This is a genomic window from Microbulbifer mixtoriginis (SeqCode), from assembly GCF_052467515.1.
In genome coordinates this window covers 726,344-746,985 of sequence record NZ_CP174314.1, presented here as the reverse complement: position 1 = coordinate 746,985, position 20,642 = coordinate 726,344, and the positions used below count along the sequence as shown (strand labels likewise).

14 protein-coding genes and 3 tRNA genes are annotated in these 20,642 nt (G+C 52.1%); 3 read left to right on the top strand and 14 right to left on the bottom strand.

Annotated elements, in window-relative coordinates:
- Positions 1-123 precede the first annotated feature (123 nt).
- The 11 genes from pnp to ubiM form a co-directional block, all read right to left on the bottom strand.
- The gene (pnp, locus tag ACJJIT_RS03095; RefSeq protein WP_444899944.1) at positions 124-2,247 is read right to left on the bottom strand and encodes a polyribonucleotide nucleotidyltransferase; all 2,124 of its coding nucleotides are present in this window, start codon (positions 2,245-2,247) and stop codon (positions 124-126) included.
- 263 nt (positions 2,248-2,510) lie between these two features.
- A complete protein-coding gene (gene rpsO, locus ACJJIT_RS03090; protein ID WP_252083174.1) occupies positions 2,511-2,780 on the bottom strand; it encodes a 30S ribosomal protein S15 in 270 nt (89 codons plus the stop codon).
- Positions 2,781-2,924: 144 nt separating this feature from the next.
- Entirely contained in the window at positions 2,925-3,866 is a 942-nt protein-coding gene (gene truB, locus ACJJIT_RS03085) for a tRNA pseudouridine(55) synthase TruB (RefSeq protein WP_252083175.1), read from the bottom strand.
- A gap of 3 nt (positions 3,867-3,869) precedes the next feature.
- Complete coding sequence (rbfA, locus tag ACJJIT_RS03080; protein WP_252083176.1) at positions 3,870-4,265, bottom strand: 30S ribosome-binding factor RbfA; 396 nt, start codon at positions 4,263-4,265, stop codon at positions 3,870-3,872.
- A gap of 90 nt (positions 4,266-4,355) precedes the next feature.
- Entirely contained in the window at positions 4,356-7,229 is a 2,874-nt protein-coding gene (gene infB / locus ACJJIT_RS03075) for a translation initiation factor IF-2 (RefSeq protein ID WP_444899943.1), read from the bottom strand.
- 64 nt (positions 7,230-7,293) lie between these two features.
- Positions 7,294-8,796 carry a transcription termination factor NusA gene (nusA, locus tag ACJJIT_RS03070; RefSeq protein ID WP_444899942.1) on the bottom strand — a complete coding sequence of 501 codons (1,503 nt, stop codon included), beginning with the start codon at positions 8,794-8,796 and terminating at the stop codon, positions 7,294-7,296.
- Positions 8,797-8,838: 42 nt separating this feature from the next.
- A complete protein-coding gene (gene rimP, locus ACJJIT_RS03065; protein WP_252083179.1) occupies positions 8,839-9,303 on the bottom strand; it encodes a ribosome maturation factor RimP in 465 nt (154 codons plus the stop codon).
- Between the two features lie 136 nt (positions 9,304-9,439).
- Positions 9,440-9,516: transfer RNA gene (locus ACJJIT_RS03060), tRNA-Met, on the bottom strand.
- A 39-nt stretch (positions 9,517-9,555) separates the two neighbouring features.
- Positions 9,556-9,632: transfer RNA gene (locus tag ACJJIT_RS03055), tRNA-Met, on the bottom strand.
- 39 nt (positions 9,633-9,671) lie between these two features.
- Positions 9,672-9,748: transfer RNA gene (locus ACJJIT_RS03050), tRNA-Met, on the bottom strand.
- 274 nt (positions 9,749-10,022) lie between these two features.
- Positions 10,023-11,189 (bottom strand): 5-demethoxyubiquinol-8 5-hydroxylase UbiM, encoded by a 1,167-nt coding sequence (ubiM, locus tag ACJJIT_RS03045; protein ID WP_444899941.1) that lies wholly within the window; start codon positions 11,187-11,189, stop codon positions 10,023-10,025.
- 169 nt (positions 11,190-11,358) lie between these two features.
- On the opposite strand from ubiM, the gene ACJJIT_RS03040 reads away from it, so the two are divergent.
- Together ACJJIT_RS03040 and ACJJIT_RS03035 are read left to right on the top strand one after the other, a co-directional pair.
- Positions 11,359-12,165 (top strand): PhzF family phenazine biosynthesis protein, encoded by an 807-nt coding sequence (locus ACJJIT_RS03040; protein WP_444899940.1) that lies wholly within the window; start codon positions 11,359-11,361, stop codon positions 12,163-12,165.
- 75 nt (positions 12,166-12,240) lie between these two features.
- The gene (locus ACJJIT_RS03035; protein ID WP_444883896.1) at positions 12,241-12,663 is read left to right on the top strand and encodes a GFA family protein; all 423 of its coding nucleotides are present in this window, start codon (positions 12,241-12,243) and stop codon (positions 12,661-12,663) included.
- Positions 12,664-12,723: 60 nt separating this feature from the next.
- On the opposite strand, the gene ACJJIT_RS03030 is transcribed toward ACJJIT_RS03035, so the two are convergent.
- Together ACJJIT_RS03030 and ACJJIT_RS03025 are read right to left on the bottom strand one after the other, a co-directional pair.
- Positions 12,724-13,884, bottom strand: coding sequence for an NnrS family protein (locus ACJJIT_RS03030; protein WP_444899939.1), 1,161 nt, complete (start codon positions 13,882-13,884; stop codon positions 12,724-12,726).
- 522 nt (positions 13,885-14,406) lie between these two features.
- Positions 14,407-15,792 carry an MFS transporter gene (locus ACJJIT_RS03025; RefSeq protein ID WP_444899938.1) on the bottom strand — a complete coding sequence of 462 codons (1,386 nt, stop codon included), beginning with the start codon at positions 15,790-15,792 and terminating at the stop codon, positions 14,407-14,409.
- A 927-nt stretch (positions 15,793-16,719) separates the two neighbouring features.
- Between ACJJIT_RS03025 and ACJJIT_RS03020 the strand changes: the two genes are divergently transcribed.
- Complete coding sequence (locus tag ACJJIT_RS03020) at positions 16,720-17,115, top strand: nuclear transport factor 2 family protein (protein WP_444899937.1); 396 nt, start codon at positions 16,720-16,722, stop codon at positions 17,113-17,115.
- Positions 17,116-17,265: 150 nt separating this feature from the next.
- Here the strand turns inward: ACJJIT_RS03020 and ACJJIT_RS03015 are convergent, their stop codons facing one another.
- Positions 17,266-19,683, bottom strand: coding sequence for a glycoside hydrolase family 19 protein (locus ACJJIT_RS03015; RefSeq protein ID WP_444899936.1), 2,418 nt, complete (start codon positions 19,681-19,683; stop codon positions 17,266-17,268).
- Positions 19,684-20,642: the final 959 nt, after the last annotated feature.

Sequence of the window (20,642 nt, the reverse complement as noted above, 5' to 3'; positions counted from 1 at the left end):
GACAAATTCTAACCGAAAAATCCCTGGGGCAAGTGCCTTTATTCCGTGTGAAGCCACTTTGAAAAGCGACAAAAAAACCCGGCACTGGGCCGGGTTTTTTCAGGCTTCATCAGCTCGAGAGGTTTATGCCTCTTCGGAACCCTGTTTCGCCTCTTCGGAAGCGGCTTGGTCAGCCTTTGCTTCCTTGATGGACAGCTTGATACGTCCGCGCTGGTCAACGTCGAGCACCTTAACCTTAATCTTCTCACCTTCACTTAGGTAATCAGTTACGGCATTTACGCGCTCTTCAGCAATCTGGGAGATATGCACCAGACCGTCTTTGCCCGGCAGGAAATTAACGAACGCACCGAAGTCTACGATACGTACCACGGTACCTTCGTAGATAGCGCCAATCTCAGCTTCCGCAGTGATCTCCTCGATGCGGGTTACCGCCGCTTCCAGGCTCTCACCGTCTTCACCGAAGACTTTGATAGTGCCGTCATCTTCGATATCGATGGAGGCGCCGGTCTCTTCAGTGATGGAGCGGATAGTCGCACCACCCTTACCGATCACGTCGCGGATCTTGTCCGGATGGATCTTCAGGGTCGCGTAGCGCGGTGCGTTCTCATTCACGGTGGTGCGGGAAGAGTCGATCACCTTGTTCATTTCCGCGAGGATGTGCAGACGTGCGTGCAGCGCCTGCTCCAGAGCGGTTTCCATGATCTCTTCGGTAATACCTTCGATCTTGATGTCCATCTGCAGCGCGGTTACACCAGAGGCGGTACCCGCTACTTTGAAGTCCATATCGCCGAGGTGGTCTTCGTCACCGAGGATATCGGTCAAAACCGCATAGCCTTCGTCTTCCTTCACCAGGCCCATAGCGATACCGGCTACCGGTGCCTTCAGCGGAACACCCGCATCCATCAGCGCCAGGCTGGAACCACATACGGAAGCCATGGAGCTGGAACCGTTGGATTCAGTGATCTCGGAAACCACACGTACGGTGTAGGGGAAGCTGTCCGGGCTCGGCAGAACCGCAGCGATACCGCGACGAGCGAGGCGGCCGTGACCGATTTCGCGACGACCGGTAGCACCTACACGACCCGCTTCACCTACAGAGTAGGGAGGGAAGTTGTAGTGCAGCATAAAGTAGTCTTTGCGCTCACCTTCCAGGGCGTCGATGATCTGTGCATCGCCAGTGGAACCGAGGGTAGCCACTACCAGAGCCTGGGTCTCACCACGGGTGAACAACGCAGAGCCGTGGGACTTGGGCAGAGCACCAACTTCCACTGCGATCGAGCGTACAGTTTTGCTGTCGCGACCGTCGATACGGGGCTCGCCGCGCACTACAGCGCCGCGCACCAGTTTCTTCTCCAGCTTGCCGAAGTAGCTTTTTACCAAATCGGCGCTAATTTCTTCAGTAGCCAGGGCTTCAGCGGCTTCGCTGCGCAGTTCCGCCAGGCGGGTGCTGCGCTCTTGCTTGTTGGTGATGCGGTAGGCTTCGGCAACCTTCTCGCCGAACTGACCTTCCAGGGCAGTTTTCAGCTCGGTATTTTCTGCAGGTGCCTGCCAGTCCCATTGGGGCTTGCCCGCTTCCGCTTTCAGTTCTTCACAAACCTTGATGATGGCCTGCATCTCTTGGTGAGCATACAGCACAGCACCGAGCATGATGTCTTCCGGCAGCTCTTGCGCTTCAGATTCCACCATCAACACAGCGTCTTTGGTACCGGCAACGACCATGTCCAGCTCGGAGGTCTTCAGAGCTTCATAACCCGGGTTTAACAGGTAGCCGTCTTGCTGGGTGTAACCCACGCGCGCAGCACCGATTGGGCCTGCGAAAGGAATACCGGAAACAGACAGCGCTGCAGAAGTGCCGATCATGGCAGCGATATCCGGATCCATGTCCTTCTCAGCGGAGAGAACGGTACACATCACCTGAACTTCGTTCATAAAGCCATTCGGGAACAGCGGGCGGATCGGGCGATCGATCAGACGGGAAGTCAGGGTTTCTTTTTCAGACGGACGGCCTTCACGCTTGAAGAAACCACCGGGAATTTTGCCAGCCGCGTAGGCTTTTTCTTGATAATGCACGGACAACGGGAAGAAGCCCTGATCTGGCTTGGCTTCTTTAGCGCCGACAACAGTACACAGGACGACGGTCTCACCCATGCTAACCAGGGCAGCACCGGTTGCCTGGCGCGCGATGCGGCCGGTCTCGATGGTGACTTGGTGTTGTCCGTATTGGAAAGTTTTGCTTACTGGATTCACTAGTTTTTTCCTATTTCCTTACGGTTACTGGCCCATTCCAGTAACCCCTACATAGTTGCCCGGGAGAGAGTTCCGAAAGCCTCACCCGAGGCGGCACGGGGATGTGCCACCACCGACCTGGGGTGGCCGGTGCAAACACTACACATCCAGCTCGGGTTGTTTTCCGCTGGCCTGTGCAGTGCGACTTCTGAAAAATGACAGTAAGGCCACTTTTCAGCAAGCATTAAAAAAGAATGCCCGCCAGAGGCGGGCATTCCAGGGTCTTAGCGACGCAGGCCGAGCTTGGCGATCAGCTGTGCGTAACGATTCAGATCCTTGCGCTTCAGGTAGTCCAGCAGCTTACGGCGCTGGTTTACCATGCGAATCAGACCACGACGAGAGTGGTGATCCTGCTTGTGCGCAGAGAAGTGACCCTGCAGTTTGTTGATGTTAGCGGTCAGCAGGGCTACCTGGACTTCCGGAGAACCGGTATCGCCTTCAGATTGGCCGTGCTCTTTCAGGATGGCTGCTTTTTCAACTGCAGACAGTGCCATAACGAATTACCTCGTCGTAATATGCTTTAAAAGATTCGGCTGGCCCGTGCATATTTACAGACCAGCTAATCGTGAATGCGGCTGCGCCGCGCGGACACCTTGCGGGTTACCGAATGTTGGCTTTCACCAAAAAGCAGCTTCCATTCAAGTGCCACTTACCAGACGTCGTGGTGCCACGCACCCTTCGTCGGTAATTTCTCCTACGCCCAGAAAATCACCGTTTTCCAGGAAGAGGCGCACCATATCACCTTCTGTACCGATACGGTAGACCTGCAAATCCATTACCGGTTGCCCCTGACGCACATAGTAACCAGAGTCGTCCGGCAGGACGAGTTTGGGCAGTGAAGACGCTGGAGAATCCATCGGCAACAAGTGGTGATCGAGCACTTCTGCCTTATCTTCACCGCGCTCTTCTGTAAGCTCATCCAGGGTCACTGCGTCGGCTTCATCGAAGGGGCCGGCGGCACTGCGGTGCAGTACTTCCACATAGGCGCCTACACCCAGAGCTTGGCCCAGGTCCTCGGCAATACTGCGAATATAGGTTCCCTTGGAGCAGTGCACCTCAACTTCCGCACGAGGCTGTGCACCCGGCGTAAAGCTCAGCAGTTCAAACTCAAAAATTTCCACTTCACGCGCTTCGCGTTCCACTTCCAAGCCCTGGCGCGCCAGCTTATATAGAGGCTGCCCCTTGTGCTTAAGGGCGGAATACATGGAGGGCACCTGTTTGATACTGCCGCGAAAGGCTTCCATGGCCTTGAGCACTGCTTTTTCGGTCAAACCGGAAGCATCTTTGGTTTCCAGTACATCGCCATCGGCATCGCCACTGGCAGTGGTCATACCGAAGACAAAGGTGCTGCGGTAACGCTTGTCAGCATCGAGCAGGTACTGGGAAAACTTGGTGGCTTCGCCAAGACAGATCGGCAGCACACCGGTTGCCAGTGGATCTAAGGCCCCGGTATGACCGGCGCGATTGGCAAAAAAGAGTCGTTTAGCTTTCTGCAGGGCGTCATTGGCGGTAATACCGGCGGGCTTGTTTAATAACAGCACGCCGTGAACCGGCCGGCCCCATTTTGGTCTGCGGCCCATGGATCAATCTTCGTTAGAGTCGCTGTCGTCTTGGTGCTTGCGATCGGCGCGCACCGCCTTGTCGATCAGAGCGGAGAGCTCCTGGCCACGCACCGAGGTCTCGTCGTAGCGGAAATACAGACGCGGGATGGTGCGTATCTGGATGGCGCGCGCCAACTGGCTGCGCAGAAAACCTGCGGCCTTGTTAAGCACTTCCATCGAGGTATTGATCTTACTGCGGTCGTCCTCACCCACAAAGGTGACAAACACTTTTGCGGTGGTCAGATCACGGCTGACTTCAACATCGTTGATATTGACCATGCCCAGACGCGGGTCGCGCACTTCCTGCTGAATCAGCTGGGCCAGTTCGCGACGCATAGCATCGGCGACGCGGTCGGCGCGTTGGAATTCTCTTGCCATTGTTTACCTATTGAGAATGGCGGTTTAAAGACAGGAAAACCCGCACGGCCAAAGCCGCGCGGGTTTTCCTTCACCAGGTGCCGGAACGCTTTACAGTTCGCGGGCAACCTTGACGATATCGTAAACTTCGATCTGGTCACCGGACTTAACGTCGTTGTAGTCCTTCACCCCGATACCACACTCCATACCGTTGCGCACGTCCTGCACATCGTCTTTGAAGCGGCGCAGGGATTCCAGCTCACCCTGGTAGATTACAACGTTGTCGCGCAGCACGCGGATCGGCTTGTTGCGGTAAACGGTACCCTCGATAACCATACAACCGGCAATCGCGCCAAACTTCGGTGAGCGGAATACATCGCGAACCTGGGCAATACCCACGATCTCTTCGCGAACTTCCGGCTCCAGCATACCAGACAGTGCCTGCTTCACTTCGTCGAGCAGGTTGTAGATCACGCTGTAGTAGCGAATCTCTACGCCTTCGGTCTCTGCAGTTTTACGCGCTGCAACATCGGCACGGGTGTTAAAGCCCAGTACAATAGCACCGGAAGTCAGTGCCAGGTTGATATCGTTCTCGGCGATACCACCCACACCACTGGAGACTACATTTACGGAAACCTCTTCGTTACCGATATCCGCCAGTGCACCCAGAATAGCTTCCAGGGAACCACGCACGTCGGCCTTGATGACAACCGGCAGCACCTTGCGCTCGCCAGCTTCCATATCCGCAAACATGTTTTCCAGTTTGGCCGCCTGCTGGCGCTGCATACGATCGCGTCGCTCGCTGTCAGCGCGCTGTTCAGCCACCTCACGGGCCTTGCGCTCATCGGCAACCACCATGAACTCGTCACCGGCATTCGGGGTGGAATCCAGACCCAGCAGTTCTACTGGGGTGGACGGACCAGCTTCCTTCACCTGCTTGCCGTGCTCGTTGGTCATGGCACGTACGCGACCATAGCTCTGACCAGCCAAGATAATGTCGCCGCGCTTCAATTCGCCATTCTGCACCAGCAGGGTAGCAACAACACCGCGGCCTTTTTCCAGGCGGGACTCAATCACAACGCCAGTGGCCGGTACATTTACCTTGGCCTTCAGCTCCAGCATTTCCGCTTGTAGGGACACCGCTTCCAGGAGGTCATCAATACCCTGGCCAGTATGCGCGGATACGTTGATGAACTGGGTATCGCCGCCCCAGTCTTCTGGGATTACGTCTTTTGCGGCCAACTCATTTTTCACGCGATCGGGATCCGCGGCTTCTTTGTCGCACTTGTTCACGGCAACAACCAGCGGTACACCGGCGGCGCGGGCATGATTCACGGCTTCCTCGGTCTGCGGCATAACGCCATCATCGGCGGCCACTACCAGGATTACCACGTCGGTGGCCTGAGCACCGCGGGCACGCATGGCAGTAAAGGCGGCGTGTCCCGGAGTATCCAGGAACGCGATCTCGCCCTGGCTGGTTTTCACTCGGTAGGCACCGATATGCTGGGTAATACCACCAGCCTCACCAGAAGCCACCTTGGTCTTGCGGATATAGTCGAGCAAAGAGGTTTTACCGTGGTCGACGTGCCCCATTACGGTTACTACCGGTGCGCGGGTAACCTCGGTGCCCTCTTGAGCCTTGGCATGCGCCACCAAGCTGTCTTCCAGCTCGGTCTCGGAGCGCATTACGACTTTGTGGCCCATTTCCTCGATGATCAACTGTGCAGTCTCACGGTCCAGGCTCTGGTTGATGGTAGCCATCTCGCCCATTTTCATCAGGCGCTTGATCAGCTCCCCAGCCTTCACATTCATCTGCTTGGCCAGTTCTGCGACGGTGATGGTATCGCCCAACTGTACTTCGTACACCTGCTTCTCCGTGGGCCGTTTAAACCCATGAGTCGGTTTAATTTTCAGATTCGGACGAGACAGGGAGCGCGTGCTGCGCTTGCTGGCTTCATCTTCCTCAAATACTTCCAGTGCCTGCTCGTACAGAGAGGTTTTGCTGGACTTCTTCGGGCCGGACTTGGAGCGACGACCTCGACGCTTGCGGGGCTCGTCCTCAGCACGAGCAGCTTCGCTTGGGGCGGCTTCTAGCTTGCGGCGCAAAGAGGGTTTAACCTCTTCGGTTTTCTCCGTAGCTTTGGTGGGCTTCGCCTTAGCAGCCTGAGAGGCCTGAGCAGCCTTCTCTTTTTTCTCTTGGGCGGCGCGTCGGTCGGCTTCTACTTTCGCCTTCTTCTCTTCTAACTCGCGCTTCTCTTGCTCAGCCTGCTGCTTGCGACGCTCCATCGCGGCGATACGCATCGCCTCAATATCGTCTACATACGTTGAGCGGATGGGTGCGGCGGGTTCCGCCTTTTTCGCTACATTATCTACGGGTTTACCCTCTGCCTTATTATCGGCTTTCTGTGCTTCTTTAGCGGCTTCTGCTGCGGCAGCTTCCGCGCGAGCCTTCTCTTCTGCCTCGGCAGCGGCCTTCGCCTCTGCCTCAGCCTTCAAACGTGCTTCCTCTTCCTCAGCAGCGCGACGAGCGGCCTCAGCTTCAGCGGCAGCCTTGGCTTCCGCTGCTGCTTTAGCTTCAGCGGCTGCTTTGGCTTCCGCTTCTGTGATAGCAGTAGCATCCGCGCCCTGAAGAGCCTCTTCCACCTCGGCAGCGCTCTCGGTACCAGCCCCTGTTTCAAGCTCAGCCTGTGGACGCTTCACATAAGTGCGCTTCTTGCGCACTTCCACGTTTACAGTTTTACGGCCGGTGCCAGAGCCGGTTTTCAGCGTGGTTGTGGTCTTGCGCTTCAAGGTGATCTTGCGTGGGCTAGCGCCCTGCTCCCCGTGACTGCTTTTCAGGAAACTGAGCAGGACCTGCTTTTCCTCATCTGACACCACTGCATTCGCAGAGGTGTGAGGCAAACCCGCTTCTTTCATCTGCTTGAGCAGACGGTCTTCGGTGGCACCAACCGATTTGGCGAGTTCGCTAACTGTTACTTCGGCCATTCTCTCTCCTAAAAGTCACTTGGTCGGAGGGGGTTACTTATACGTAATACTTGTTGCGGTGTGTTTAAGCCTGCTCGCCATCATCGTCGGCAAACCAGGGCTCACGCGCTTTCATAATCAGCGCTGCGGCGCGCTCCTGATCGAGACCCTCGATATCGAGCAGGTCATCCACCGCTTGTTCCGCCAGGTCTTCCATCGTGGAAATACCGCGGCTGGCCAGCTGGAAGGCCAGGTGGCGCTCCATACCATCCATATTCAACAGATCTTCCTGGGGCTCAGAAGCATCCAGCTTTTCTTCAGAGGCCAGGGCCTGGGTGAGCAGGGAATCCTTGGCTCGGGCGCGCAATTCTTCGGCGATATCCTCATCGAAGCCCTCGATTCCGAGCATCTCTTCGATGGGCACGTAAGCCACTTCCTCTAGGGAGGTAAAGCCCTCTTCCACCAGTACAGCGGCGACATCTTCATCAATATCCAGGCGATCGATAAACACCTGCATGATGGAGCTGGATTCAGCCTCCTGCTTATTCTGCCACTCGTCGGAACTCATGACATTGATTTGCCACTGAGTCAGCTCTGAAGCCAAGCGAACATTCTGGCCACTGCGGCCGATAGCCATAGCGAGATTTTCCTCAGCTACCGCCACATCCATAGAACCGGTGTCTTCGTCGACAACGATGGATTCAATTTCCGCCGGCGCCATGGCGTTGATTACAAACTGGGCCGGATTTTCGTCCCACAGCACGATATCTACACGCTCACCAGACAGCTCATTGGAGACTGCCTGAACACGCGCACCGCGCATGCCCACACAAGCACCGACAGGATCGATACGGCCGTCATTGGTGTTTACTGCGATTTTTGCACGCAGGCCGGGATCGCGGGCCGCGCCTTTAATTTCGATTACCTGCTCGGAGATTTCCGGCACTTCAATGCGGAACAATTCGATAATCATTTCCGGGCAAGAGCGGCTCAGCATTAGCTGAGGGCCCCGGGCTTCCGGCTGGATTTCCAACAGAATTGCGCGCACACGATCACCGAGTCGGAAAATTTCACGGCCAACCAACTGGTCGCGGGGCAGGCGCGCTTCGGCGTTATTCCCTAGGTCCACAGCAATAAAGTCGCGCGTCACTTTTTTCACAGTGCCGCTGACCATCTCGCCTACGCGATCGCGGTACTCGTCTACAACTTTGGCACGTTCGGCTTCACGTACTTTTTGCACGATAACCTGCTTTGCGGTCTGCGCGGCAATACGGCCGAACTCTACATTCTCTACCTGCTCGCGGTAGATATCACCGGCCTTCAGCTCAGCATCTTTTTCATGGGCTTCTTCCAGGGTGAACTGGGTACCCAGCTCCGCCAGGACTTCATCACCGACTACTTCCCAGCTGCGGAAAGTCTCGTAATCGCCCGAACGACGATCAATGATAACCTCAATGGTTGAATCTTCGTCGTAGCGCTTCTTCGTGGCCGTTGCCAATGCCGCTTCGATGGCCTGGAAAATAATCTCCTGGTCAACGCCCTTCTCGTTGGATACCGCCTCGGCTACCAGCAAGATCTCTTTGTTCATGCAACTGTGCCTCAAAATCGCCTGAGCTCAGGCTCCTACAGGTTACTTGGTAAATTGGGGAATAATATTTGCTTTCTCGATGCTGTCGATCGGCAGCAGGTATTCATTTTCACTGTCCACGCGCAGAACGACTTCATCCCCTTCCACACCGGCCAGCAGGCCGCGCCACTTGCGCTGACCGTCGAGCGGCATACGCAGGCGCACCTCGATTTGGGCACCGGCAAAACGCTCGTACTGCTCCAGCTTATACAGGGGACGGTCTAGTCCTGGGGAGGAGACCTCCAGGGTATATCTACCGCTAATGGGGTCTTCCACATCCAGTACGGCACTGGCCTGACGACTGACTTTCTCGCAGTCCTCCACACCTATGCCATTTTCAGAATCGATATAGATGCGCAGCAGCGCGTTGCGACCATGGGTCTGATAATCGATCCCCCACAGTTCACACCCCAGCGATGCCACCACCGGCGCCAGAAGTTCTTCCAGCAATTCGCGTTTGCTCGCCATTTACGTCACCACATACAAAAAATGGGCCTGCGGCCCACTTCGAAAATTATCTGCAACTTTTCTTGCAGATACGAAAAAGCCCCTGACGGGGCTTTGACCGCACATTCATGCAGCCAGTATGCATGAATGCAAAATTTGGTAGCGGGGGCAGGATTTGAACCTACGACCTTCGGGTTATGAGCCCGACGAGCTACCAGGCTGCTCCACCCCGCAACAACACATGCGCATCAAAGTTTTTGCTAAAAGCAAAATTGGTAGCGGGGGCAGGATTTGAACCTACGACCTTCGGGTTATGAGCCCGACGAGCTACCAGGCTGCTCCACCCCGCAACAACAAATGCACATCAAAGTTTTTGCTAAAAGCAAAATTGGTAGCGGGGGCAGGATTTGAACCTACGACCTTCGGGTTATGAGCCCGACGAGCTACCAGGCTGCTCCACCCCGCAACAACTCCGAGAAACAAAGCCTGGTTGACCTTTGTTTCCCTGCGGCGGGACCAGCCCAACCACTCAAGAGGCTGCGCATTCTATGGTTAGCGTCCCCATGAGTCAAGCCACAATTGGCATTTGTTTTCCCCTTCAGTCGGGAACAGCCTCGAATATACCTCGCTGATCAGTATAGAAAAGGAAGAAAATCCCGCAAATATAGCCCACTGCATATGCCGATCCTTACTTCCAATGCCACGGCCCTGTGTGTATTCATCACATCAAGCCTTGCTGTTTAGCGGGTGAGCTGGTGCACTATGGCACGCCGTACCGGTGGAAAATGTTCACTGATACGCAATATCGCTTTGCGTAATAATTTCGCTGGCAGTCGATCATCGGTGAAAAGGTCCACAACCCGGTTAGTACCGGTATAAATAGGGTGCGAATCCAAACGGTGCTGAGCCTGATAGCGAGACAACGCAAGGGAGAGCCCCGCCGGCTGATACAGCCGCGTTACATTATGCAATTGGCTAGCCAGAGTATTCGCGCCGGCCAAGCCCAGGTTAAAACCGTGCGCCGTAACGGGGTGCATCCCCACCGCAGCATCTCCCACCAGGGCAAAGCGCTCAGCAAGAAATCGATGGGCATAAACTGCCACCAGCGGGTAACAATGGCGCCTACTGAACGCCTCAACAGCCCCAAGAGCCCCAGCGCTCTCCCTCTGTACATGGGCCGCAAATTCCCTATCGCTGTAGGCCATCATTTCCTCGGCACAATTGGCGGATACCGTCACTACCGCCGAACAGGTTTGCGCATCGGACATTGGCAGTAGAGCAAGGGTTGAACCGTAGCGAAAACACTCCCGGGCAACGCCACCATGCTCCCGCTCTGTGCGCACCGGACCTAGCACCGCAACCCTGCCGAAGTCGCGCATATCTGCGCCAACCCCTGCCATACGACGCACCTCAGAAAAGCGGCTGTCCGCCGCCACCAACAAGGCCGCAGTAACAACCTGCCCCCCTTCAAGCTGTACCAGTCGCCGACTCGTCTCGCAACGTGTGCCAATCACCTTACTATTAGGCAGCAGCTGTATATTGCTATCCTCACGCACCGCTTCATAAAGCACCCGCCGAATTGCAGCATTGGGCACAATAAAGCCCAGTGGACCTCGCCCCCGAGTATCGAAGTCCAGACTAGAGGGGGAATCGCCATCCACCACCTGCGCAGACTGCAGCGAGCTCTGCTCCTCGGGCTTCAGCCGCTGCCAGGCTCCCAGAGACTGCAACAATCTTACGGATTTGTGAGTGAGCGCAATTTCCCGCCCATCGTTCGCTGGACACGCCAGCATTTCATCATCCTGGCGCTCCAGCAACGTTACCCTGCAATCCCGAGCAGCCAGCATAAGCGCCAAAGCCAGACCCGCAGGACCCGCCCCTACAATCGCGACATCTGTGTGCAGCATCCTCCCCCCCCTAGAACATCCCACTTCAATTTCTGCTTGTGATAAATAACTTTTGTTATCTACCGATCGAAGCTCACTGTATGCTGGAGTAACAGCGGAGCAACTGATACAAATCAGAAAACCTCAAGGCAGGCGCAACAAGAGAATAGACACATACAAAGGATCGTATATGCAGGTAGAAATCGATATCGTCGACGCTTTCACCAGCGCCCAATTTGGAGGCAACTCTGCAGGGATAATCATTACTGAAAAGTGGCTCAGCGAGCCCTTGATGCAATCCATCGCCGCACAAAACAATCTCTCGGAAACAGCATTCCTACTCAAACGCAGCGACAGCGAATATCATATCCGCTGGTTTTCTCCGTTAACCGAAATCGACTTTTGTGGCCACGCCACCCTGGCCTCTGCTTTTGTAGTCTTTCGAAAGCACCCACATTTAAAAGCTTTGGATTTATTTGCCGAGGCAGTCGGTGAGATGCATGTCACTCATAGAGGGGACGGCCTGATCGCTATGAATTTTCCCTCCCGCACCCCACAGCCATTAGCTAACATTCCCTGTGACCTGCTCGAAGGGCTATCGATCACACCGAGAGAAGTTCTGCGCAACAATCAAGCCTACTTTGCCATTTACGCTGAAGAAGAGGATATCCTACAGGTGCAGCAGGACCCCGCCAGGCTGGCAAAACTCGCTCCCTATGATGTGGTAGTCACCGCACAATCTAGGCAATACGATTTTATATCCAGGTATTTTTGGCCCACCAATGGCGGTGCTGAAGATCCAGTAACCGGCTCCATTCACACTGGACTGGCACCCTACTGGGGAGTAAAACTGGGAAGATCAAACCTGATAGCCTTCCAAGCCTCAAAACGCGGAGGCCTGCTACACTGCCAGCTTGATGGGGAGCGAGTGATCATCTCCGGTAACGCAGTGCCATACCTTAGCGGCGTGATTGATGTAGTCGAAAAGGACAAGTAGTTCTTAGTCACTGCACGATCGTCAGATTTCACGCACAAAAAATCCTTTGCCACAAAAAAATAAATGGAGAAAAAAATGAATCACAAAGGCTCATGCCTCTGTAATGAAGTCCAGTTCACAGTGGAGGGGGCTTTTGAAAGCTTCTTCCTTTGCCACTGCGACCACTGCCGTAAAGACACTGGTTCCGCCCATGCCGCCAGCCTCTTTTCCACCTCGGCCAAGCTCCACTGGAACCACGGGGAAGAACTCATCAAAGTCTTTAAACTCCCCTCAACCCGGCACGTAAAAAGCTTCTGCGGTCAGTGCGGATCCGCCCTGCCCTTTGCCGACAAAGAAGCAGGATTACTGGCAGTGCCCGCTGGCAGCCTTAACAGCCCCATAACCATCAGACCCAATGCACATATCTTTATGGCCAGTAAAGCCGATTGGGACAAGGACCTTGGCAAAGTACCAGAACTCGATGGTTTCCCCCAGGTTGATAAAGCCGACACCCCCTGAAAGGAACAACGGTGCCGCTTGCAAATAGGCAAAGCCGCACCTCACAACCTTTTGTAAGTTTTAGCCTGGGTGACCATCTACTCTGGGTTGAAATAGAACTGGGGTGTAGTAAATCAGGAAAAGTGAGTAACCCAGCACCCAGGCAACAATAGCCGCGAGAAAGCCACTGGGAGCCGGCGCCCAGAAAATACGGGCCAAGGCGGATAACGCCAGTGCGGCAAACGCCAACGGCATAAGACGCGGCGCCTGTAAAATACGGCCGGTATGCCCCAAACTCACACGGCTGGTCATAGCCAGAATCAAACCACCAATGCCACCCACCGCAAAAGCATGTAGCGCTGGGCTCTGCCAAGCGGGTGCGATTCCGCTCCAGGCCAAAGCAGCGAGAAAGCAACCCAAAATCACCAACCAATAACTGAGGTGTAGGGACCAAACCATGGGCTCCGCCCAGATCTTGGTGGGATGCCAGCGCAACACTCTTACCAGCTGCAAAACACCCAGGGTAATGGCCAGCAATGCCCAAACCATCTTGGGCAAATCCAGGGCCACACTAAGCAGTAAGAGTACGGCCGCAATATGCGTGCCCCATTCCACAATGGGTAACTTCTCACGCGGGCTCAAATGGAAGCGCCGCGCAGTAAAGAAAGGAATAACCCTGCCACCAATCACCAAAATAATCGCCGTCACCAAGAGCAGAGCCATCAACGCCACCCGGCTCTGTGCAGCGGGTAACAACCAGTGGCTGGCCGCCAGTCCAGCAAAGGCCAGCATAGCCGGCAGTACAAATAAGTTGCGCCATTGCTTTGTGCGCAGTACACGCGCCCCTAACAAGAATGCAGCCAGTAGGAAGAAAGATACCTCGGCCACGACCGGCATCCACAGAGGCACTGCCGCAAAGAGATATCCCAGGCGTGCCAGCAACCATAAACCCACCAGGCTTATTAGCTGAGTCCCCTTTGGTGAGGGAATTCCGGTCCAGGTTTGCATGGCGGTACCCAAAAAGCCCACCACTACTGCCGCGGCAAAGCCAAACAACATTTCATGGGAATGCCAGGCAACCCCCACACGTAGGGCGGGCAGCTGCCAACCGGACAGAGAGGCCTGCCAGATCAGTAATGCGATCATGCTCCACAGGGCACCACCCCAAAAGAAAGGTCGAAAAGGCATGCGCCAGAAAGGGGCGATGGATTCCGCGCTCGCGCGGTCGACAATGGGTATCACAATCTTTTCTCCTTAAACAAAGGGAGGTTAATTCTCCCGGGGCAGGTATTTGCCTTCACAAGGCTCCATTCACAGTTAACACGCACTGCACAACGCCATTATCACTGCTTCGAAACCAGCAATTTAAACGCAGGAGCCAAGAAAGGGGTCAGCACCAATAAGTCCCGTTTCTACTCAATGCCCAATGTAATGCCAGCCTGATGATTCATCACAATATGAATTAACACCTGAGAGTCCATTCTAAGAATTGAGCACTCCGCTTATTTTCCCCCAATCAACCCTATTAGTTAATAGGCAAGGGGCATAGTTTATAAAATTTATAACCCTATACAAAAAGCGGGCATTTTCCCCATAAAAAATCAAATAATGATTGACAAAAAAGCAACCTCAGCAAAAAACCGCTAACTTAAAGTTCAACTTTAAGTTAGTAAGCCAACAACTTTATTCAAAGAATCCTCACTGGCTATCGATAAAATTTATAAACACCGAAATATCAACAATTAAACAACTAGGATTTATATTTTACATTTTGTTATCTGCAGGCTTTCCTCGTACAAACAGAACACATACCAGCAGCGCCAATAAAGCCAAGTAAGCATTGACCACAAACGCACGATCAATACCTGTGGCTAAACTCGGGGCCAAGGATACTATGGTGGTATTCATTGCCAACCCTATCGCCCCACCAATAATCTGAAACATAAAAATCAGGGCTGCAGCAAGGCTAGCTCGATCAGGGCCCACTGCAGTAACAGCAGCAGTGGTAATGGTGGGAAAAAATAGACCCAGTCCAATTCCCAAAGAAATTAAGCCTGGCACTAAATGAATGTAACGAGTGTGCTCCAAGAGGTTCGATAACAAAAACATCCCTCCGCCAAGAAAGATAGCTGCCGCTGACAAAATCACCTTGGCCCCAAGCATGGCATAGAGCCTGCCAGCAACATAGGAAACAACTCCATAAGTAATCATAACTGGCAGCAAGCCGGCACCAGACCAGACAGCGGAGAATTTTAATTCTTTTATTAAAAATTGTGGTACATAAAGCAACATCGAGACAAAAATCACGGAAAGTAACAGCGTTGTAATGCCCACAGTAAAAAATCGTCCATTTGTTGCCACATCCGCAGGGATGAGCGGGTTTACCCTCGCATGATCCTCCACCCAGGAAAAAGAACAAAATGTAATAACAGAAACGATAAGCAAACCCAAAACCAAGGAGCTACTCAAGCCCATATCCACAACAAAATCCAGAGCCAGCAAGAGTGTTAATAAAGAAATCGACAAGAAAATAATTCCTGCATAATCCACCTGCTCACCAGATTTTTCTGGGCTGTCATCATCAATTACTCGCCAGCTAATCAACATAGCGATAAGCGCAATAGGGAAATTAATAAGAAATATCCAACGCCAACTAAGGAAATCAGTAAGCAGGCCTCCGAGTAGCGGCCCAACCGAATTGGCAAACCCGCAAACTGTCATAATCAAACCACCAGCCTGTCCAGCGCGATCCCCTGGCATAATCTGATAGGTCATTCCAAGAATTGCCGGCCACATCAAGGCCCCACCCACCCCCATCAGCGCCCGGCTGCCCAATAGCATCCAGACATTAACCGCAAAGCCACCCAATAGAGAAAACAGAATAAAAATACTGCTGCCAATAAAAAACAGACGGCGACGCCCAAACATATCAGCCAGGCGACCTCCGGTGACAATCAACACACCGAATACCAGTGCATAACCGTTAATTACCCACTGCATCGTAGAAATATCTGCCTGGAAATGCCTCTGCATAGCCGGTATTGCCACAGAGAAAGCTGTAAAGTCATTGGCGATTAGAAAAATCGCAAAGGTTAATGCGGTTAGAGCAATGATCTGCTTTTTTGAAAGTGCCTCTTTTGCCGCTGCCATAGGTGCTCCAGGCTGCCAATAGCTGAATTTATCGGCTCAATCTATTCACAATTTTAGAAGTAAAAAGTTGATCTCAAACTTTAAAGGAGAGGGTTCAATTTGATATTTTAAGAGCCGGGATCTAATTACTGATAACAAAGTCCTATATTACTGAGAAAACCCCCTTATAAACTGTAGCCAACCAATAGCCTCCTACTTTCTTCCCAGGATTTCTACACTTCTCTCTCATACCGCCTTCCCGTTTTATCACCAACACTTACCCATGTAACAAGGTGAGTCCGGAAAGTTACTCTCAGAAATGAATTAGGGTATCTCACGGCACAGTGAAAACGAGGCAGTATAATTCGGATTTTAATCCTATGCGTCATGAATTTAATTCCTCAGGATGAGAATAGTGAAACCCATCCTGATTCAAACTCCGCCATCGACCGGCACCTAGGTAAAGACAAGCAGTAGTGCCATTAACAGTGGTTTGGGAAGGGTTCTATTAAGCTGTTCTGGAACTGATCCGCCACTAAAGCCGATCCAATGCAGTAAACCGACTTCAGCGCCAGGCAGAGGCGGAAAGTAGTCGCCTGCGCTTGAAGTCGGACTTTTACGAACAAACAAAAAAATAATATATAGATATCAGTACCAGCTGTGAATAACATCCAATGTACACACTGTAACTACAATGGCTCACACTTACGATATAACCCCGCTTACTTAAAGCGATTTACCGTCATAGTTAAAGGTTTAGGCCAGACTACACTTACAGTCGAGCCAGGCAAAAGTAATAGGGCTGTTATTCTATAGCAACCACCCTAGCTATCTTTTTGTACTCACCATTTACTGTTACACCATATACGATCCCCGTGCGCTATATTCATATCTGCCAGCACTTTATCGAAAACACTATTAATTTTAATCTAGTGGAGAGCTACCGATATGCTCGAACGGAAAACTGTCGAAGAGGTATTCAACGCTCTCCATACCGACCCCCAGCCATTTTTAGAGCACGTTGCGGACAATGTGCACTGGGTTGTAAAGGGCACCCATGCTATGGCTGGTGAATATTCCTCCAAGAGAGAATTGGTTGAGCGTGCCTTTCATGGAATTGGCAAGGTACTCCAAGGAGGTAAGGTAATGATGGAGGTCAAGCGAATACTAATCGACGGGGACTATGCGGTGGTTGAAATGGAGAGCACCTGCATCGCATTAAATGGTAGAAGGTACAACAATACCTACTGTTGGATTGTTAAATTTGAGAATGGCTTAATTACTGAAGGCACTGCCTATGTGGATTCTGCACTGGTACAGCAGGTCTTGGATGAAAACTCTTAACCCAATTTTTTATTGCCGAAAAACTTGCTTTGGCTTCAGACTGTATAAAAATTATCTGTACAAAGCCCGGTAGCAATACTTGCTACCGGGCCCACTGATCAGTAAAGAGCCGCATATTTACGGCCCCAGATTTTAAGTCGCCACTATTAGTTAGTTTTGGTAATCGATAGTCATATCAAAATTACCCTCTACACATTTAGCGTAATCGCCTTGATTCAGTGCGGAGTAGGCGGTTTGATAGTTCACCAACTGACAGGCAAAACTCTCATTATTGGGATTGTCGGCAGACCAACCCCAATCCTTATCCCAATAGATACTCAGGGAGGCAGCACCACCGGTCTCAAACTGACCCATATTGGCACATCCCAACTCTTCATCCGCAGGAATGTTCACGCCCAAATAGTCGGTGAAACTTTTGTAGTAGTCCATGCGATTCTGAGAGCGAGCGTCCTCTGAACCCTTACTACACTCGATAGCGCCGTTCACAATATTGGTAGTGACACCAAAACCGGAACTCAGGTTATTGGCCCGGTCAACACTATTGGGCTCCCAGGTCCCATCAACCACATGCAACATGCTCGGCTTGGGCGGCTGTGGATACACGAAGAAGAAAATAGCGCTCGCCAAGTTCAACCAGGTATCCGCAACCAGCTCCGGATTTTCCAGCAGTGTATAAATATCACCGTACATGGCCTGAGAGAAAGGCCCGTAGTTATAGTTCCAGCTCAACTGCTTGGCACCGCGGCCAAAATAACTCTTGTAACCGCCATCGGCATTGATGGCACAGGGCCATACATCCGCCGCCCAGCTGCTGCTGGGTTCGCAGGCGCCATAGCCACCGGAAGTTTCCTCAGTCCAACCAATCTCTCGAATCCAGTAGAGACCCTGACGCCATTCCGGCTCATCCCAGGCCGCCGCATGGGCACCGGTTTCCTGGCCAAAATGGGCAAACATAACTGCCAGCGCTTTACGGCAAATTGCATCGGAATTGCGACCATCGGTGTAGTCGCCGCAAAAAGCCGGAAACTTGGCCACTGCGCGCAGGAAATTGGTGTAAGTGTATGCATCGGCCCGCAGGGGGAACAAATAGTCCCAGGTATCCTCAGAAATAATACTCTCAACACGCTGAACATTTGTCGGGTTAGCACTGCGACCGGGTTGAACCGCTTCCACAATCGCGTTATCTCGGGTCTCAACAGTATTTTTCACTTCTTGCAGAAGCGAATCAGTGGTACGGGCACTCTCCTCCGCCTTCAGTTCACTCAAGCCCATGACATGACCACTTGCGGAGGCACAACCCGTTTGATTGATGCTTACCTCTGCAACGTCACTGGCCGCAGAAGAATCGGTAGCCGTCAGCTGGAAGGTATAGGTCACATTGCTGTAAACCTCAGACAATACCGCCTGAGTGGAGCTGCCCACGTAGTTTGAGAGCTTGATGGAAGGGCCACCTGTCTGGCTCCAGATATAGCTCATACCGCTACCACCGGTAGTGTCAGAACCATCCAGAGTAATGCTGCCAGTACAGCCCACACTATTGGCAGAAGCGGAGATCACCGCATTCACTGCACCACCTGAGTTGCTATTATCATTTGCGTCATCACCGTTACCAGCGTCAATGGCGAGGTTTTTCACTGTAACCTGCGCCTCCTCACTGGTTTCACCATCGCTGACAATCAGACTAAAAACAAAGTTCACATCATAGGTTGTGGCCGGCAGAGTCACAGAAGTCGAGGCGCTTGTCGCTGAGGCGATATCCGCTTTAGGAGCGCTCGGTGAGAGCTGTGCCCAACTATAACTGAGCGCGCTATCACCGCCGGAAGCACTAGCGCTGAGCTGCACCGTACCACCACCAGTCACTTGCGTTTGTGAAGTAGACAGGTTGAGAGAGATCGGAGTATTGCCGGTATCACCGCTGTTACCAGTATCCCCTCCACTATTACCGCCGTTATTACCGCCAGAGTCTCCGCCGTTTTCGCTTCCATTGTTTTCATCGTTAACGCTACATCCATCGGCCTCTTTGCGAACCCAAGGTGAATCCCAAGTATTTTCCGCTGTCAGTGCATCAGAGGGTAAATCACTGCCATTTGCCCACCATTGCGCAACAAAAATATCGCCGGCATAGCAAACTTCACTACCCTTGCGATAGCTTTGCCCGGATTGGTAAGCGGCTACGTCACTGGAGCTATCACTACCGGAATTATCTGAACCAGCAGAATTTCCGGAATTATCTGAACCAGCAGAATTTCCGGAATCAGAATTGTCGTTGTCATTGTGATTATCGGAATGATCACTGTCACTACTATCATCAGAGGCGTCGCAGACTCCTGTTTCTTGCACGATCCAGGGGGAATCCCAGGTGTTCTGCGCAGTCAGGGCCTCAGCTGGACGCTGTTCTGCAGTAGCCCACCACTGCGCTTTAAAAAGATCGCCGCCATAGCAAACTTGGCTACCTCCCCGGTAATGCTGGCCTTCCACATAGTCTTCTGCGGGCTGATCGGCTGCCACAGCCTGGGCACCAATGATCAATGCCGAAGCAATCGCTGTACGAATAAAAAGGTGGCTCATAGAGTCTCCACTATTCATTTTTAGGGTTCTATTCAAAAATGGATGTATGCAAGGAGGTAGTTCAGCACGCTAGTGTTATTACAAGAAGCCCGGGCTAAGATTTTATCGTTAAACTCTGTAGTGGGTTTTCAATTTCTAATTATGTGGTCAGAATTTATAAACCATCTGACTTTAGCCCCAGGCATTGAGAGGAATAATATTTCCATCCAATTAGCACTCTTATTTCGGCACAGATAAACTGAGCCATATGATACCTTCAACAAATACTTAAAATTTTTCTGCGCTTTATAGCCAAAACCCCATACATACACTGCAAATTCGATAGAACCTTCTCAGAATGGTTCCCACCATAAAAAACAATTCTTTACAAAACAGCCACCTCAAAGCACACATAAAGTACTAGGAAGCGGAAGCAAATAGGAAAGCTATTCCAAAGCATATGAAAAACACCTCGGCCTAGATTCAACTCAGCCTATCTTAAATAGAAATTTAATTTTTAATAAAACAGACAAATCAATACACAAAAAGCACATAAATATCATTCCATAGATAATCTTTTGCATATTTCTTCCATATTTATATATTTCAGGCTGTCGGCAAATGTAAAAAAACTAAACGAGCAAATGTCATTCTCCAGAGCAATTTCTCTCGTACTTCCAACAATCCAGCTTAACAGCCCTCCCTTTCCCTATGAGTGGGCTAGAGCCTCAATAGAAAATCTCTGGTAAAACTATCAATTCCCATTCAGCCTCAACTCCAGCTTTACAATTGAATCGGCTATCGAACTTATCCCTTCAACCTACAGCCCAGCTTGAGCCTCATACGAATTACCCTTAAAGGACAACCAGGATTACCTAGCAACTGTTTCCCGCCATATGAAAAAATAGAGAAAAACATTAAAAAAACACAGAGAAAAAAACTAATAGATCAAAGAGCAAGATATTGGTACTAATCGCACT

What these genes read in the sequence shown, in the direction of transcription:
- rpsO (WP_252083174.1), bottom strand. Translation starts at nt 2,780, where the DNA reads ATGGCACTGTCTGCAGTTGAAAAAGCAGCCATCCTGAAAGAGCACGGC.
- truB (WP_252083175.1), bottom strand. Translation starts at nt 3,866, where the DNA reads ATGGGCCGCAGACCAAAATGGGGCCGGCCGGTTCACGGCGTGCTGTTA.
- rbfA (WP_252083176.1), bottom strand. Translation starts at nt 4,265, where the DNA reads ATGGCAAGAGAATTCCAACGCGCCGACCGCGTCGCCGATGCTATGCGT.
- infB (WP_444899943.1), bottom strand. Translation starts at nt 7,229, where the DNA reads ATGGCCGAAGTAACAGTTAGCGAACTCGCCAAATCGGTTGGTGCCACC.
- nusA (WP_444899942.1), bottom strand. Translation starts at nt 8,796, where the DNA reads ATGAACAAAGAGATCTTGCTGGTAGCCGAGGCGGTATCCAACGAGAAG.
- rimP (WP_252083179.1), bottom strand. Translation starts at nt 9,303, where the DNA reads ATGGCGAGCAAACGCGAATTGCTGGAAGAACTTCTGGCGCCGGTGGTG.
- ubiM (WP_444899941.1), bottom strand. Translation starts at nt 11,189, where the DNA reads ATGCTGCACACAGATGTCGCGATTGTAGGGGCGGGTCCTGCGGGTCTG.
- ACJJIT_RS03040 (WP_444899940.1), top strand. Translation starts at nt 11,359, where the DNA reads ATGCAGGTAGAAATCGATATCGTCGACGCTTTCACCAGCGCCCAATTT.
- ACJJIT_RS03035 (WP_444883896.1), top strand. Translation starts at nt 12,241, where the DNA reads ATGAATCACAAAGGCTCATGCCTCTGTAATGAAGTCCAGTTCACAGTG.
- ACJJIT_RS03025 (WP_444899938.1), bottom strand. Translation starts at nt 15,792, where the DNA reads ATGGCAGCGGCAAAAGAGGCACTTTCAAAAAAGCAGATCATTGCTCTA.
- ACJJIT_RS03020 (WP_444899937.1), top strand. Translation starts at nt 16,720, where the DNA reads ATGCTCGAACGGAAAACTGTCGAAGAGGTATTCAACGCTCTCCATACC.
- ACJJIT_RS03015 (WP_444899936.1), bottom strand. Translation starts at nt 19,683, where the DNA reads ATGAGCCACCTTTTTATTCGTACAGCGATTGCTTCGGCATTGATCATT.